This window comes from Paenibacillus haidiansis (genome assembly GCF_036553665.1).
GTDB lineage: Bacteria > Bacillota > Bacilli > Paenibacillales > Paenibacillaceae > Fontibacillus > Fontibacillus haidiansis.
The window spans coordinates 92,105-104,916 of record NZ_JAZHPZ010000014.1; the positions used below are offsets into that span (position 1 = coordinate 92,105).

The 12,812-nt window shown below is 53.9% G+C and carries 14 protein-coding genes; 13 read left to right on the forward strand and 1 reads right to left on the reverse strand.

The annotated features are described in order from the left end of the window. Nucleotides 1-95 precede the first annotated feature (95 nt). The 8 genes from V3851_RS21410 (at nucleotide 96) to V3851_RS21445 (ending at nucleotide 8,690) form a co-directional block, all read left to right on the forward strand. On the forward strand, nucleotides 96-821 hold the full coding sequence (locus tag V3851_RS21410; RefSeq protein ID WP_331848581.1) for a response regulator transcription factor: 726 nt from the start codon (nucleotides 96-98) through the stop codon (nucleotides 819-821). 147 nt (nucleotides 822-968) lie between these two features. Continuing rightward, nucleotides 969-2,072 (forward strand): methyl-accepting chemotaxis protein, encoded by a 1,104-nt coding sequence (locus tag V3851_RS21415; protein ID WP_331848582.1) that lies wholly within the window; start codon nucleotides 969-971, stop codon nucleotides 2,070-2,072. Nucleotides 2,073-2,197: 125 nt separating this feature from the next. Further along, nucleotides 2,198-2,953 carry a phosphate ABC transporter ATP-binding protein PstB gene (pstB, locus tag V3851_RS21420; protein WP_331848583.1) on the forward strand — a complete coding sequence of 252 codons (756 nt, stop codon included), beginning with the start codon at nucleotides 2,198-2,200 and terminating at the stop codon, nucleotides 2,951-2,953. 18 nt (nucleotides 2,954-2,971) lie between these two features. Next, a complete protein-coding gene (gene phoU, locus V3851_RS21425; protein ID WP_331848584.1) occupies nucleotides 2,972-3,631 on the forward strand; it encodes a phosphate signaling complex protein PhoU in 660 nt (219 codons plus the stop codon). 222 nt (nucleotides 3,632-3,853) lie between these two features. Continuing rightward, nucleotides 3,854-6,520, forward strand: a complete 2,667-nt coding sequence (gene polA / locus V3851_RS21430; protein ID WP_331848585.1) for a DNA polymerase I — start codon at nucleotides 3,854-3,856, stop codon at nucleotides 6,518-6,520. A gap of 72 nt (nucleotides 6,521-6,592) precedes the next feature. Next, nucleotides 6,593-7,537 (forward strand): DNA-formamidopyrimidine glycosylase, encoded by a 945-nt coding sequence (gene mutM, locus V3851_RS21435; RefSeq protein WP_331848586.1) that lies wholly within the window; start codon nucleotides 6,593-6,595, stop codon nucleotides 7,535-7,537. Further along, nucleotides 7,534-8,130 carry a dephospho-CoA kinase gene (coaE, locus tag V3851_RS21440; protein WP_331848587.1) on the forward strand — a complete coding sequence of 199 codons (597 nt, stop codon included), beginning with the start codon at nucleotides 7,534-7,536 and terminating at the stop codon, nucleotides 8,128-8,130. Before mutM ends, coaE begins: the two co-directional genes overlap by 4 nt. Then, complete coding sequence (locus tag V3851_RS21445) at nucleotides 8,127-8,690, forward strand: lytic transglycosylase domain-containing protein (protein ID WP_331848588.1); 564 nt, start codon at nucleotides 8,127-8,129, stop codon at nucleotides 8,688-8,690. The genes coaE and V3851_RS21445 overlap by 4 nt, the downstream gene beginning before the upstream one ends. Nucleotides 8,691-8,773: 83 nt before the next feature. Here V3851_RS21445 and V3851_RS21450 read toward each other — a convergent pair whose 3' ends face one another. Next, the gene (locus tag V3851_RS21450) at nucleotides 8,774-8,995 is read right to left on the reverse strand and encodes an alpha/beta-type small acid-soluble spore protein (RefSeq protein ID WP_331848589.1); all 222 of its coding nucleotides are present in this window, start codon (nucleotides 8,993-8,995) and stop codon (nucleotides 8,774-8,776) included. 127 nt (nucleotides 8,996-9,122) lie between these two features. On the opposite strand from V3851_RS21450, the gene nrdR reads away from it, so the two are divergent. The 5 genes from nrdR to pstA all read left to right on the forward strand — a co-directional run bounded on the left by nrdR (nucleotide 9,123) and on the right by pstA (nucleotide 12,811). Beyond that, nucleotides 9,123-9,593, forward strand: coding sequence for a transcriptional regulator NrdR (nrdR, locus tag V3851_RS21455; RefSeq protein WP_331848590.1), 471 nt, complete (start codon nucleotides 9,123-9,125; stop codon nucleotides 9,591-9,593). A 37-nt stretch (nucleotides 9,594-9,630) separates the two neighbouring features. Beyond that, nucleotides 9,631-9,822, forward strand: a complete 192-nt coding sequence (locus V3851_RS21460) for a hypothetical protein (RefSeq protein ID WP_331848591.1) — start codon at nucleotides 9,631-9,633, stop codon at nucleotides 9,820-9,822. Nucleotides 9,823-9,986: 164 nt separating this feature from the next. Further along, entirely contained in the window at nucleotides 9,987-10,949 is a 963-nt protein-coding gene (locus V3851_RS21465) for a phosphate ABC transporter substrate-binding protein (protein ID WP_331848592.1), read from the forward strand. A gap of 78 nt (nucleotides 10,950-11,027) precedes the next feature. Continuing rightward, entirely contained in the window at nucleotides 11,028-11,927 is a 900-nt protein-coding gene (gene pstC, locus V3851_RS21470) for a phosphate ABC transporter permease subunit PstC (protein ID WP_331848593.1), read from the forward strand. Further along, on the forward strand, nucleotides 11,924-12,811 hold the full coding sequence (gene pstA / locus V3851_RS21475; protein WP_331848594.1) for a phosphate ABC transporter permease PstA: 888 nt from the start codon (nucleotides 11,924-11,926) through the stop codon (nucleotides 12,809-12,811). The genes pstC and pstA overlap by 4 nt, the downstream gene beginning before the upstream one ends. Nucleotide 12,812 lies beyond the last annotated feature (1 nt).

Genomic DNA, 12,812 nt, shown 5'->3' on the forward strand with positions numbered 1-12,812 from the left:
TGCATTTTTACATCCCGTTAACATATCCGTGATATGCTTGGCTTGATTGAAGCTGTAGCAGCGGCAATTGCATTTTCGAGAAAATGGGGGTAATTATGACGCAGCGACTGTTGGTAATAGAAGATGAGCCGACGCTTTCCAGACTGCTGTCTTACAATTTAACGAGCGAGGGGTACAAGGTCGAGGTGGCCGAGCATGGGCAGACCGGGTTTGACCTGGCGATGCAGCAGGAGTTCGATCTGATCTTGCTGGATTTGATGCTGCCGGGGCTTAACGGGTTTGAGATCATGTCCAAGCTGCGCGAAGAAGGCGTCAAGACGCCGATTATCATCTTGACGGCCAAAAATGCGGAAGAAGAAGTCGTTGAAGGACTGAAGTCCGGAGCGGACGATTATATCACCAAGCCGTTCGGGGTTGCCGAATTGTTGGCCAGAGTCGCCGCCGTACTGCGGCGTTCCGGGGGACAGGAAGACCGGGAGCCGGCTCCTGTTCAGCAGGAAGCGCAGATTACGCTCGGACCGCTCACGGTATTTCCGGAGAAATACGAGGTCACCCTGAACGGGGAGTCGATCGTGCTGCGGCCCAAGGAGTTTGAAGTGCTGCTGTATCTTGCCCGAAAGCCCGGGGTCGTGATGACCCGGGACGATCTCATGAATGCGGTATGGGGCTTCGATTATATCGGCGGCCAGCGTACGGTCGACGTTCACGTCAGCTCCCTCCGCAAGAAGCTGGAGCTGGACCCCGGTTCCGTGCATATCGATTCGATTCGGGGCGTAGGCTATAAACTCGTCGTCAACAAGAAAAAAACGGTCCATCATTGATATTTGAATGATGGGCCTTTTGTTTTAAATTTTAAGCGTTTTCCGTAATTTTACATAGGTCTTTCGTCCTGCAAACACTCTCCGAACACTATTGTTCTATCATTCTGGCATATCCATGTTCTTTAACAGGAATAAGGAGTGGTAGAGATGGGCAATCAGGTATTGGATATGGAAATCAAAGCCGGGGTGGAAGCGGCGGATTATTGCCGGGAGGCACCGGTAATATCCCCGGAAGAATTGTGCCGCAAAGTGTTGACGATGTTCCAACAACAGGAAGAGATTCCTTGCATCGTGATCTGCAACGAGGACCGGGTTCCGACGGGATTAATTATGAGAGATGCGTTTTACCGCCAGTTGGCGGGCCGATTTGCGGCGGATTTGTTTTATGAACGGCCGGCTAAAGATTTTGCCGAACCCGCTCCGCTCGTGTGCGAGCGTTCGGTACCCGCGGCGGATTTGTTGGATATGGCGTTGAGCCGGGAGGGCGGCCGTTTCTATGACAGCTTGATTATGACATTCCGAGGGAAGTTCACTGGGATTATGACCGTCCAGGATCTGATGATCATGTCGCGGGATTTGCAGCGGGAAGCGGAGGACGCCCGGCGTCTGGCCGTACGGGAGAGCCAAATCCGGATCGCGGAGATCGGGCAGGCGGTGGCGGCCGCGGCGGAGTCGTCCAAGCAAGGATTAAGCGAATCCGGCCGGATGAACGAGCTCGCTTCCGCGGGCAGGCTGGAACTCGAGGAAGTGAAGGCATCGTTTACCCGCGTGGCCGCGATGACGACCTCGCAAGAGGTACAGGTTGCCGAATTGTCGGCCCGCGCCGGCGATATTTCCCAGGTTGCGGCCCGCATCCGGGAGCTTGCCGATCAGAGCGGCATGCTGGCGATGAATGCATCCATCGAGGCGGCGCATGCCGGGGAGCACGGGCGGGGCTTTGCGGTGGTGGCCGGCGAGGTGCGCAAGCTGGCCATGCAGACGAAGCGGATGTCCGGGGAGATCGGCCAGGCTTTGGAACTGATCGGCGAATTGGTGCGGCAAACGGCGGGGACGGCCGTTTCCACCGCCCGGGAAATGAAGGAAAGCCAGGAGCGGGTCGATAAAGCCGAAACGACGTTTGAATGGCTGGTGGAATCCGCCCGCCGGACGGAGGACCGCGGGAAAGAAGCGGCGCTCTCCGCCGAAAGCGCGGCCCGGACGACCGTGCTGGTCCGGGAAGAATTATCGCGGCTTGCCAGGACGCAGGATTGAATTATAAATTTTACACTGCGTTTACAATTCGGCTTATCCCTTTTTACATAGAAAGTGTAAAATCGTCATGATATTGATCTGCAAGTACAGATTCCAGACAACAATTTACTACTGGGAGATATGTCATGACATCCATTATTCATATTAAGAAGTTAAATTTATACTATGACCAGTTCCATGCATTGAAGGATATGTCGCTCGAGATTCCGGAAAAGGCGATCACCGCTTTCATCGGTCCGTCGGGATGCGGCAAATCGACGCTGCTGCGAACGCTCAACCGGATGAACGATATGATTCCGGCGACCCGGATCGAAGGGTCCGTGCAAATCGCGGGGACCGAAATATACGGAGGAGACGTTCAGGTAGAGGGGTTACGCAAGCAAGTGGGCATGGTGTTCCAGCAGCCCAATCCGTTTCCGAAGTCGATCTATGACAATGTGGCCTACGGTCCCCGTCTTCACGGGATCAAAAACAAGGCCGAGCTGGATGAAATCGTCGAGCAGAGCCTGCGGCAGGCGGTGCTTTGGGACGAGGTGAAGGATTTCCTGAAGCGTTCCGCCCTCAGCCTGTCCGGAGGACAGCAGCAGCGGCTTTGTATCGCCCGCGCCATCGCGGTGCAGCCGCAAATTCTGCTGATGGATGAGGCCACTTCGGCGCTCGATCCGATCTCCACGCTGAAGATCGAGGAGCTTGTTCAGGAGCTTAAAGACAGGTATACAATCGTCATGGTCACGCATAACATGCATCAGGCTGCGCGGATTTCCGATCGTACCGTCTTTTTCCTGAACGGCGAGATCGTGGAGGCTGACGATACGAAGAAATTGTTCTCGACCCCGCGGGATTCCCGCACCGAAGATTACATTTCCGGACGGTTCGGTTAATAGGAGGAGGCAACCTGGATGATACAAAGAAAAGAATTCGATCAGAATTTGGAAGAACTGCGGCAATTGCTGAGACAAATGGGCGAGCACGTGGAGGAAGCGCTGACGGGCTCGATCGCCGCCCTGCAGGCTCTTGACACGGTGAAGGCCAAAGAGATTGTGGAACGGGACGTCCTCCTCAATCAAATGGAAGAAGAGGTCATGGAAATCGGCTCGCGGCTGATCGTGACCCAACAGCCGGTCGCCAAGGATCTGCGCCGCATTATCGTCGCCTTCAAAATATCCAGCGATCTCGAGCGGATGGGCGATCTGGCGATCGATATCGCCAAAGTGGCGACGCGTCTGGAAGGCCAGTCGCTGATCAAGCCGCTCGTCGACATTCCGAAGATGAGCGAACTCGTCATCACAATGGTGAAGGAATCGCTGCAATCGTATCTTGACGAAAATACCGATTTGGCCTACAAGATGGCCAAGGACGACGATGAGGTCGATCATCTGTACAGCCAGATTATCCGCGATTTGTACGCCCATATGGTGGAGAATTCCGATTCCCTCCAGCAGGCGATGCTGCTGACTTTGGTCGGACGGTATATCGAACGGATTGCCGATCACGCGACCAATATCGGGGAGAGCGCGGTGTATCTGGTGACCGGACATCGTCCGGATTTAAACCAGTAATCGCACCTATTTTTGATAATGTTATCCTATATCCGGCTCCTGCCTTTTGGCAGGAGCCGATTCCATGCTGCGGCTCATCGCTTGATTGCCAATTGAATCCAAGATGTTTAGCAACAGAACACGCCGATGGTTTCGGCGTTTTTCTATTTAAATCCTGTTTTTTTATAATAGGGGTCCATGTGTTAGAATAGGGGGAGGAGTATCGGAAGGACGAGGTGTCATATGGAAAAATTAATTCTAATTGACGGCAACAGCATCATTTATCGCGCCTTTTTTGCGATGCCGCCGCTGACCAATTCAAGCGGGCTGCACACGAATGCCGTATACGGATTTACGAATATGCTGCTGCGTTTGATTCAAGAAGAAAAGCCGACCCATATCCTGGTTGCGTTCGACGCGGGGAAAGAAACGTTCCGCCACGAAGGCTACCAGGAATATAAAGGCGGACGCGAGAAGACGCCGCCTGAGCTGTCCGAGCAATTTCCGCTCATGCGCGAGCTGCTGGAGAGTTTAGGCATCGCCTGGTTCGAGCTGCCGGGTTATGAGGCGGATGACATCATCGGCACGATCAGTAAACAGGGTGAAGATTCGGGACGCGAAGTGCTCGTCGTGACCGGCGACAAGGATATGCTGCAGGTGGTTAGCGATCATGTCACCGTGGCGCTGACCCGGAAGGGAATCAGCGAGGTCGAGCCTTACGGGCCCAAAGAAATAGAGGAAAAGTACGGGCTTAAACCGCTGCAAATCATCGATTTGAAAGGCCTTATGGGGGACGCTTCCGACAACATCCCGGGTGTGCCGGGTGTCGGCGAGAAGACGGCGCTCAAGCTGCTCCATCAGTTCGGTTCCGTGGAAGAGGTGCTCGCCCATACGGACGAACTGAAAGGGAAGATGAAGGAAAACCTGGTCAATCATGCCGAGGACGCGATGATGAGCAAGCGGCTGGCGACGATTTACCGGGAAGTGCCCGTAGAGCGTTCCTGGGAAGATATGACGTTTGGCGGACTCCGGGAAGCGACGGCCGTGCCGATGCTGCGCAAGCTGGAGTTCAAATCGTTGCTGGAGCGGATCTCCTTCGGGGACGGTACCGGCGAAGAAGCCGGGACGGAGGCCGGGGGCGAGCCCGCATCCGAGGTTGAAGTTACGATTGTCAATGCCGAAACTTTGCCTGAGCTGGCGAAGCTGCTGCCCGAAATCAAAAGTATTCACGTGGAATCCCATGGCGAGAACCCTCATCATGCCGAACTGATGGGTATGGTATTGTCGACGGCGGAGCGTCATTTCTATCTTTCGCCCGCGTTTTTGCAAAGCGGGGAGGCGGAGCCGGTCGTCGCCTGGCTGGGGGACGAAAGCATTCCGAAGCAGGGTTACGATCTGCACCGTACCGATCTTGTGTTGCATTGGCATGGGTCGGCTTTTGCCGGAGCGTATTTCGATATCGAGATCGCGGCTTATTTGCTTGATCCGACGGGAAATGACCAGACGTTAAGCGCGCTGTCCGAGAAATACGGCCTTCCCCGTCTGGCTTCCGACGACGAGGTTTACGGCAAAGGAGCCAAGTTCAAACTGCCGGATGAGGAGACGCTTAGCCGCCATTTGGCCCGCAAGAGCGCGGCGATCCAAAGACTGGTGCCGCTGCAGCAGGTCGAGCTGGAAAAATTCGAAATGAAATCCCTTTTCTATGATCTGGAAATGCCTTTATCGCGGATTCTTGCCGACATGGAGAAACAGGGAGTGGCGATCAACCGCAGCGCCCTTGCCGAGCTCGGCAAGGAATTCGAAGGTCAGATCGGCAAGCTGGTGTCGCAGATTTACGACATCGCGGGCAAGGAATTCAACATCAATTCGACGAAGCAGCTCGGCGAGATTCTGTTTGACAAGCTGGGCTTGCCGGTGATCAAAAAGACGAAAACCGGTTACTCGACGGACGCCGAAGTGCTGGAGAAGCTGGCGCCTTATCACGAAATCGTCCAATATATATTGGAGTACCGTCAGCTCGCCAAGCTTCAGTCGACCTATGTAGAAGGCCTGCTGAAGGAAGTCAGCGACGAAACGGGCAAAGTGCATACGTATTTCCGCCAGACGATCGCGGCGACGGGAAGACTCAGCAGCCAGTTTCCGAATCTGCAAAACATCCCGATCCGCATGGAAGAAGGCCGGAAAATCCGCAAGGTGTTCGTTCCTTCCGAGGAAGGATGGTTTATTCTTGGAGCGGACTATTCCCAGATCGAGCTGCGCGTGCTTGCGCATATTTCTAATGACGAGGGACTTCAGGAAGCGTTCCTGCACGATATGGATATTCACACGAAGACGGCGATGGACGTATTCGGCGTACCCGCGGATCAGGTTGATTCGAACATGCGCCGTTCCGCCAAGGCGGTCAATTTCGGCATCGTCTACGGGATCAGCGATTACGGCCTGTCCCAGAATCTGAATATTACCCGCAAGGAAGCTGCCCGGTTTATCGACCAATATTTCGACGCCTTCCAAGGCGTCCGCAAATATATGGATGATATCGTCCGGGACGCGAAGCGGGACGGGTATGTCAAAACGCTGATGGAGCGCAGACGGTATTTGCCGGAAATCAACGCCTCCAATTTCAATCTCCGGTCGTTCGCCGAAAGAACGGCGATGAATACGCCGATTCAGGGCACGGCGGCCGATATTATCAAGCTGGCAATGGTGCGGATGGACGAAGCGCTGCACGAACGCGGATTAAAGAGCCGCATGCTCCTGCAGGTGCATGACGAACTGGTCTTCGAAGTGCCGCCGGAGGAGCTTGACATCATGACCAAGCTGGTGCCGGAAACGATGGAAAAAGCCTTGGAGCTGTCCGTACCGCTGAAGGCGGAGGTCAGCAGCGGCACCAACTGGTATGAAGCCAAATAAGCAAGGATAACCCGATTTTTCATGGAATATACTCGGCATCGCATTAACAATAAAACAACGAGGTGAACAACAATGCCGGAATTACCGGAGGTAGAGACGGTCAGACGCACGTTGACCGGGTTAATTGTCGGCAAAAAGATACAGTCGGTCACGGTGTCGCTGCCGCGGATCGTCCAGCGGCCCGACGATATCCGCCAATTCGAGATGGAGCTCGCGGGCCATGTGATTCAAGATGTGGGACGCAGAGGGAAGTTTTTGCGGATCATTATGGACGGCCTGGTGCTGGTCTCCCATCTGCGGATGGAGGGCCGGTACGGTGTGTACCGCAACGATGAGCCCGTAGAGAAACACACCCATGTCATTTTTCATTTTACGGACGGTACCGAGCTAAGATATAAGGATGTCCGTCAATTCGGCACGATGCATTTATTTCTCCCCGGAGAGGAATTTAACAATAAACCGCTAGCCAAACTGGGATTGGAGCCGCTCGACGAGAGCTTTTCTCCGGAAACGTTCCGCAAAGCGATCGCCCGCCGGACGACCAAGATCAAGCCGGCCTTGCTCAACCAGGAATATGTCGTGGGCCTGGGGAATATTTATGTGGATGAATCCCTTTTTCGGGCAGGCATCCATCCGGAGCTTCCGGCCAATTCCTTGGATGATGAACAATTGGAACGGCTGTACGAAGCCATTTTGGCGACTTTGACCGAAGCGGTGGAAGCCGGGGGGGCCTCCATCAAATCCTATGTCAACGGACAGGGTGAGATGGGAATGTTCCAACAGGCGCTGCGGGTTTACGGGCGGCAGGGGGAACCATGCCTTAATTGCGGACAACCCGTGGAGAAGACGGTGGTTGGCGGAAGGGGCACGCATTTCTGCCCGAACTGTCAGCCGCCCGGCGGAGGCAAAACCGGCCCGGCTCGCCGGGAAGCTTCAAGCGGCCGGACCGCCAAGCCGCCGAAGCTTGCCGCGAACGCTTCATCCAGATCAAAATCCGGAAATGGAGTGAGCGCATGAACATCGGGTTGACCGGGGGAATCGCCACCGGAAAAAGCACCGTCTCGCAAATGCTGGTGGCTCGGGGGGCGGAATTGATCGATGCCGACGCCATCGCGAGAGAAATCATGGAGCCGGGGCATCCCGTGCTTGCCGAAGTGGTGAAACATTTTGGACAAGGGGTGCTTCTTCCAAGCGGAGAATTGGACCGGAAGCGGCTGGGGAGCATCGTGTTTTCCGATCCCGAGGAGCGTAAGGCGCTGGAAGGAATTACGCATCCGGCGATTCGCGGGGAGATGAAGCGGCGGATGGCGGAGCTGGAAGCGGCCGATCCTCGCCGGCTTGTGGTAGCGGACATCCCTTTGCTGTATGAATCCGGATTGGAGCAGCTTTACGAGGAAATCATGGTGGTGTATGTCCCGCGGGAGGTTCAACTGGAGCGCCTGATGGCGCGGGACAAGATGACGAGAGAAGAGGCCGAAGCAAGGCTACGTGCACAAATGGATATTGAATTGAAAAAAGAGAGGGCGGATATTTTGATCGATAACAGTCTCGGCAGGGAAGAGACGGAGTCTCAAATAGACGACTTCTGGCGGAAAAAGGGACTGGCATGAAGTGGCTGAGAAAGAAAAGAGTCCTGCTTCTGCTGTTTCTGGGCTTTATTCTGATTCTGTTTTTTAATTCGACCTGGCTAAAGATCTTTTATCCGATTTATTACAAGGAAGAGATCAGGCACCATGCGGACAATTACGGGGTCGATCCTTTAATGATCGCGGCGATTATTAAAGTGGAGAGCAATTATAAACCGGGGGCGGAATCCAAAAAGGGCGCGCTCGGAATCATGCAAATCATGCCGGATACGGCCAAATGGATCATGAAACAGGCAAGGCTGGAGGAGGTTCCGCTGGAACGCGTGAAGCGGGAAACCGGAACGAACATCGAATTGGGTTCCTGGTATTTGAAGTTTTTGTCCAAAAAATTCGACGGGAATATGACCGCCGTGATCGCCGCTTACAATGCGGGACAGAGTAATGTCGAGAATTGGATCAGCAGCGGAAAGTGGGACGGCAGGCTGGAGACGGCCAAAAATATCCCTTTTGGCGAGACGCGGCATTACGTACAGCGAGTATCCCATTATTATGAGCAATATTCCAATCTATACGAGAACTTCTGACCCGTTATCGTATGAATTCACATACAGAAAGAAAGCATGGACAGCCGGCGGCTGTCTATGCTCCCTTGGTGTTATCGGTGAATTTATTTGAATTGACCTGCCAGTTGTTGCTCGGCCAGGGTCACCAAACGTTTGGTGATGAAACCACCGATAGAACCGTTTTCGTAAGAGGTCAGGTTACCAGCGTATCCGTCTTGTGGGAAAGAAATGCCAAGCTCTTGAGCTACCTCGTATTTCATTTGTTCGAGGGCTCCGGATGCTTGTCTAACCACCAGGTCATTCGAAGAATTGTTGTTTTGGGCCATGATGTTCACCTCCTTGTGGTTGGTAACAGTATTATGCTCGGGGAACGACAAGTTCATTACCTGTTTTTAAAGTTATTTATTGGAATTATTCTAAAATATGCGTTCGAAAGAAAGGAGGGCCTTGCGCTTGAAATGCCCGTATTGCGATTATTTAGGGACCAAGGTGCTGGATTCCAGACCGGCCAATGAGAACCGTTCTATCCGCCGCCGCCGCGAGTGCGAGAAATGCAGCCGCCGCTTCACTACCTTTGAAATGGTGGAGGAAATGCCGCTGATCGTGATTAAAAAGGATGGAAGCAGGGAAGAATTTAGCAGAGAGAAGATGCTGCGCGGGCTGATCCGCGCCTGCGAGAAAAGACCCGTCTCCGTGGAGCAGCTTGAATCCATCGTCTCCGAGGTTGAGCGTGCGCTGCGGCATTCGGCCAACACCGAGGTCGAAAGCCAGGAGATCGGCGAGCTGGTGATGGAGCAGCTGTATCCCGTCGACGAAGTCGCCTATGTGCGGTTTGCTTCCGTTTACCGCCAGTTCAAGGATATCAACATGTTTATGAAAGAGCTAAAGACTTTGTTGTCCAAAAATTCGGGAGAGGATGCCTGATTTCATTTCCATTCCTTAAAGAAGGAGAGAGATCCTGATGAAAAGGATTCAGCCGATCGGTCTTGCCCTCGGCTTTTTGGCGGGCACGACCCTTGGCAGCGGAATCGCCTTTTTGATGAGCTGGCAGCCGGTTACCCTCATGCTCTCTGTGGCCGGCTTCGGCCTGGCCGGCGCCGCTCTAGGCGGAATTGCGGCATGGATATACAAAAGACACGGGCATGTTTATTAACAAAAATACAGTAATACAAGAGCGAATGAGCCATGAGAGCATGGTTCAATCGCTTTTTTTTTGAGCCTAAATTTTTTACATTGCGTTTACAAAACAAATACATAGGTTTGATATTTACTTTCTATAATCAATTTGTACAAACAAATGAGGGGGAAACCAAAACAATGAAGAAGAGTCTAATGTTAGTCATGACGCTGATTTTATCTTTCGCTTTGGCGGCATGCGGTCAAAGCGGCGCATCGAATAATAAGGCAAATGAAGGCGCGGCGAACAGCGGCGCTAACGGAACTACGAACAACACCGCAAACGGAGGAGACGGCGCGACATCGGAACTGTCCGGTTCCATCCTGGCGGTAGGGTCCTCGGCATTGCAGCCGCTGGTCGACCAAGTCTCCAAAGAATTCATGGATCAAAACCCTAAAGTATCGATTCAAGTGCAAGGCGGCGGCAGCGGCACCGGGTTGACCCAAGTATCCGGCGGACAAGCGGATATCGGCAACTCCGACGTATTCGCCGAAGAGAAGCTGGAAGCGGATCAAGCCGCCGAATTGAAAGACCACCAGGTTGCCGTCGTGGCTATGGCCGCTGTCGTGAACCCGGATGTGGCGATCGACAATTTGACGAAAGATCAACTGGTACAAATCTTCACCGGTAAAGTCACGAACTGGAAAGATGTGGGCGGTCCGAATCAAGCGATCCAAATCGTCAACAGACCGTCGAGCTCCGGAACCCGGGCTACTTTTGAAAAATATGCCTTGGGAACCAAAACGGATGATCTTCCGGGTGCCATCCAAGAGGATTCCTCCGGTACGGTTAAAAAGCTTGTAGGCGAAACACCGGGAGCTATCGGTTATCTTGCCCTCTCTTACCTGGACGAATCCGTCAAAACGGTGAAATATGAAGGCGTTGATGCAACCGTAGATAATGTGGCGAACGGAACATATCCGGTATGGGCCTACGAGCATATGTACACGAAGGGTGAGCCGAACGAAGTTGCGAAGGCGTTCCTTGACTACATGGTATCGGAAGCCGTGCAAAACGATCAAGGGGACGTTGTGGAACTCGGCTACATTCCGATCAGCAAAATGCAGGTTACCCGCGATGCGGACGGCAACATTACGAAGTAATATCCTCAAAACATCATACGGCACGACAAGGGGCGGATTTCTCTGCCTCTTTCTGTGCTGTTAAAAAGGAGAGGTCTCATGGCTCAGTCCAGAGAGAAACACAAAATAAAACAGCACATTATTGAAGAATGGACTGGTAAAATTTTTACATCCTTGTGTATTGTGCTTTTGGTTGTAACGATTTTTTCGCTAGTTTATTTTGTCGCCACCAAGGGAATCAGTTCCTTCTTTAAGGATGGGATCTCTTTGGGGGAAATTCTCGGAACGCAGTGGAAGCCGGACGGAGAACCGCCGCTGTACGGGGCGCTGCCGTTTATCGTCGGGTCGTTCAGCACCTCGATTCTGGCGGCCTTGATTTCCGCTCCGCTTAGTATTTGCGCAGCCTTGTTCATGGTTGAAATCATGCCGAAGATAGGCAGAAAATATTTGCAGCCGACCATCGAATTGCTTGCGGGGATTCCTTCGGTCGTTTACGGCTTTGTCGGCCTTAGCGTGATCGTGCCGTTGTACCGGGACATCTTCCCCGGACAAGGTCTCGGGATTGCCGCCGGCGCAAGCGTGCTGTCGATCATGATTCTGCCGACGATGACGTCCATTGCGACCGATGCGCTCGCCGCGCTCCCCTCCGGGCTGAAGGAAGGCTCCTACGCGCTCGGGGCTACCCGCTGGCAGACGATCTACCGGCTGGTCATTCCTACGACGCTGCCCGCTTTGATGACCGGGGTCGTGCTGGGTATGGCCCGGGCGTTCGGGGAAGCGCTGGCCGTGCAAATGGTCATCGGCAACGCGCCGCATATTCCGCATTCGCTGTTTGAGTCGGCTTCCACGCTGACAAGCGCGATTACGCTCAGCATGGGCAACACGGTCATGGGCTCGACGCAGAACAACGTGCTTTGGACGCTGGCCTTAATTCTCATGCTGATGACGTTTGTCTTTGTCTTTATCGTCCGTCTACTTGAAAGGAGAGCAAACCGATGAGCGCCAAAACCGCAGACAAAGTCGCCACATTTTTCATCATCTTTTTTGCCGGCATCATCGTATTGATCATGGCCGGTTTGCTCGGTTTTATTCTTGTGCGCGGGCTGGGGCATATCAGCTTCGATTTCCTGACCTCCGCTCCCGAAACGATCAAAGCGGGCGGAGGGATCGGACCGCAGCTGTTCAACTCCCTGTTCCTGCTCGTGCTCACGATGATCATCACGATTCCGCTCGGCCTAGGGGCGGGCATTTACATGAGCGAATACGCCAAGCCGGGTAAAGTAACGGATTTTATCCGTCTGATCGTGGAAGTACTGTCTTCCTTTCCTTCGATTGTTGTCGGCTTGTTCGGCCTGCTTGTGTTCGTCAACGTATTCGGATTCGGGTTCTCGCTGTTTTCCGGCGCGCTGGCGCTGACGGTATTTAACCTGCCGCTGATGGTCCGCATCACCGAGCAGGGGATGGCCAGCGTTCCCCAGGCGCAAAAGGAGGCGAGCCTGGCGCTCGGCTTGTCCAAATGGAAAACGATCAAATCCATCATGCTTCCGACCGCTTTGCCGATCATTCTCACCGGTACGATCCTGGCCGCGGGCCGCGTGTTCGGGGAAGCCGCAGCGCTCTTGTTCACCGCGGGCATGAGCAGTCCAAGGCTGGATTTCACGGATTGGAATCCGCTCAGCCCGATGTCGCCGCTCAACCCGTTCCGTCCGGCGGAAACGCTGGCCGTTCACATCTGGAAGATCAATTCCGAGGGACTGGCGCCGGACGCGCCGGAGATTGCCGCCGGAGCTTCGGCCGTCCTGATCATCACGGTGCTGCTGTTCAATTTGCTGGCCCGGTGGATCGGCCGCCAACTGCAGAAGAAATTTACGGCAACGAAATAGG

Bases quoted from the DNA above. Each gene is read 5' to 3' on its own strand.
- V3851_RS21410 (WP_331848581.1), top strand. From the start codon at position 96: ATGACGCAGCGACTGTTGGTAATAGAAGATGAGCCGACGCTTTCCAGA.
- V3851_RS21415 (WP_331848582.1), top strand. From the start codon at position 969: ATGGGCAATCAGGTATTGGATATGGAAATCAAAGCCGGGGTGGAAGCG.
- pstB (WP_331848583.1), top strand. From the start codon at position 2,198: ATGACATCCATTATTCATATTAAGAAGTTAAATTTATACTATGACCAG.
- phoU (WP_331848584.1), top strand. From the start codon at position 2,972: ATGATACAAAGAAAAGAATTCGATCAGAATTTGGAAGAACTGCGGCAA.
- polA (WP_331848585.1), top strand. From the start codon at position 3,854: ATGGAAAAATTAATTCTAATTGACGGCAACAGCATCATTTATCGCGCC.
- mutM (WP_331848586.1), top strand. From the start codon at position 6,593: ATGCCGGAATTACCGGAGGTAGAGACGGTCAGACGCACGTTGACCGGG.
- coaE (WP_331848587.1), top strand. From the start codon at position 7,534: ATGAACATCGGGTTGACCGGGGGAATCGCCACCGGAAAAAGCACCGTC.
- V3851_RS21445 (WP_331848588.1), top strand. From the start codon at position 8,127: ATGAAGTGGCTGAGAAAGAAAAGAGTCCTGCTTCTGCTGTTTCTGGGC.
- V3851_RS21450 (WP_331848589.1), bottom strand. From the start codon at position 8,995: ATGGCCCAAAACAACAATTCTTCGAATGACCTGGTGGTTAGACAAGCA.
- V3851_RS21460 (WP_331848591.1), top strand. From the start codon at position 9,631: ATGAAAAGGATTCAGCCGATCGGTCTTGCCCTCGGCTTTTTGGCGGGC.
- V3851_RS21465 (WP_331848592.1), top strand. From the start codon at position 9,987: ATGAAGAAGAGTCTAATGTTAGTCATGACGCTGATTTTATCTTTCGCT.
- pstC (WP_331848593.1), top strand. From the start codon at position 11,028: ATGGCTCAGTCCAGAGAGAAACACAAAATAAAACAGCACATTATTGAA.
- pstA (WP_331848594.1), top strand. From the start codon at position 11,924: ATGAGCGCCAAAACCGCAGACAAAGTCGCCACATTTTTCATCATCTTT.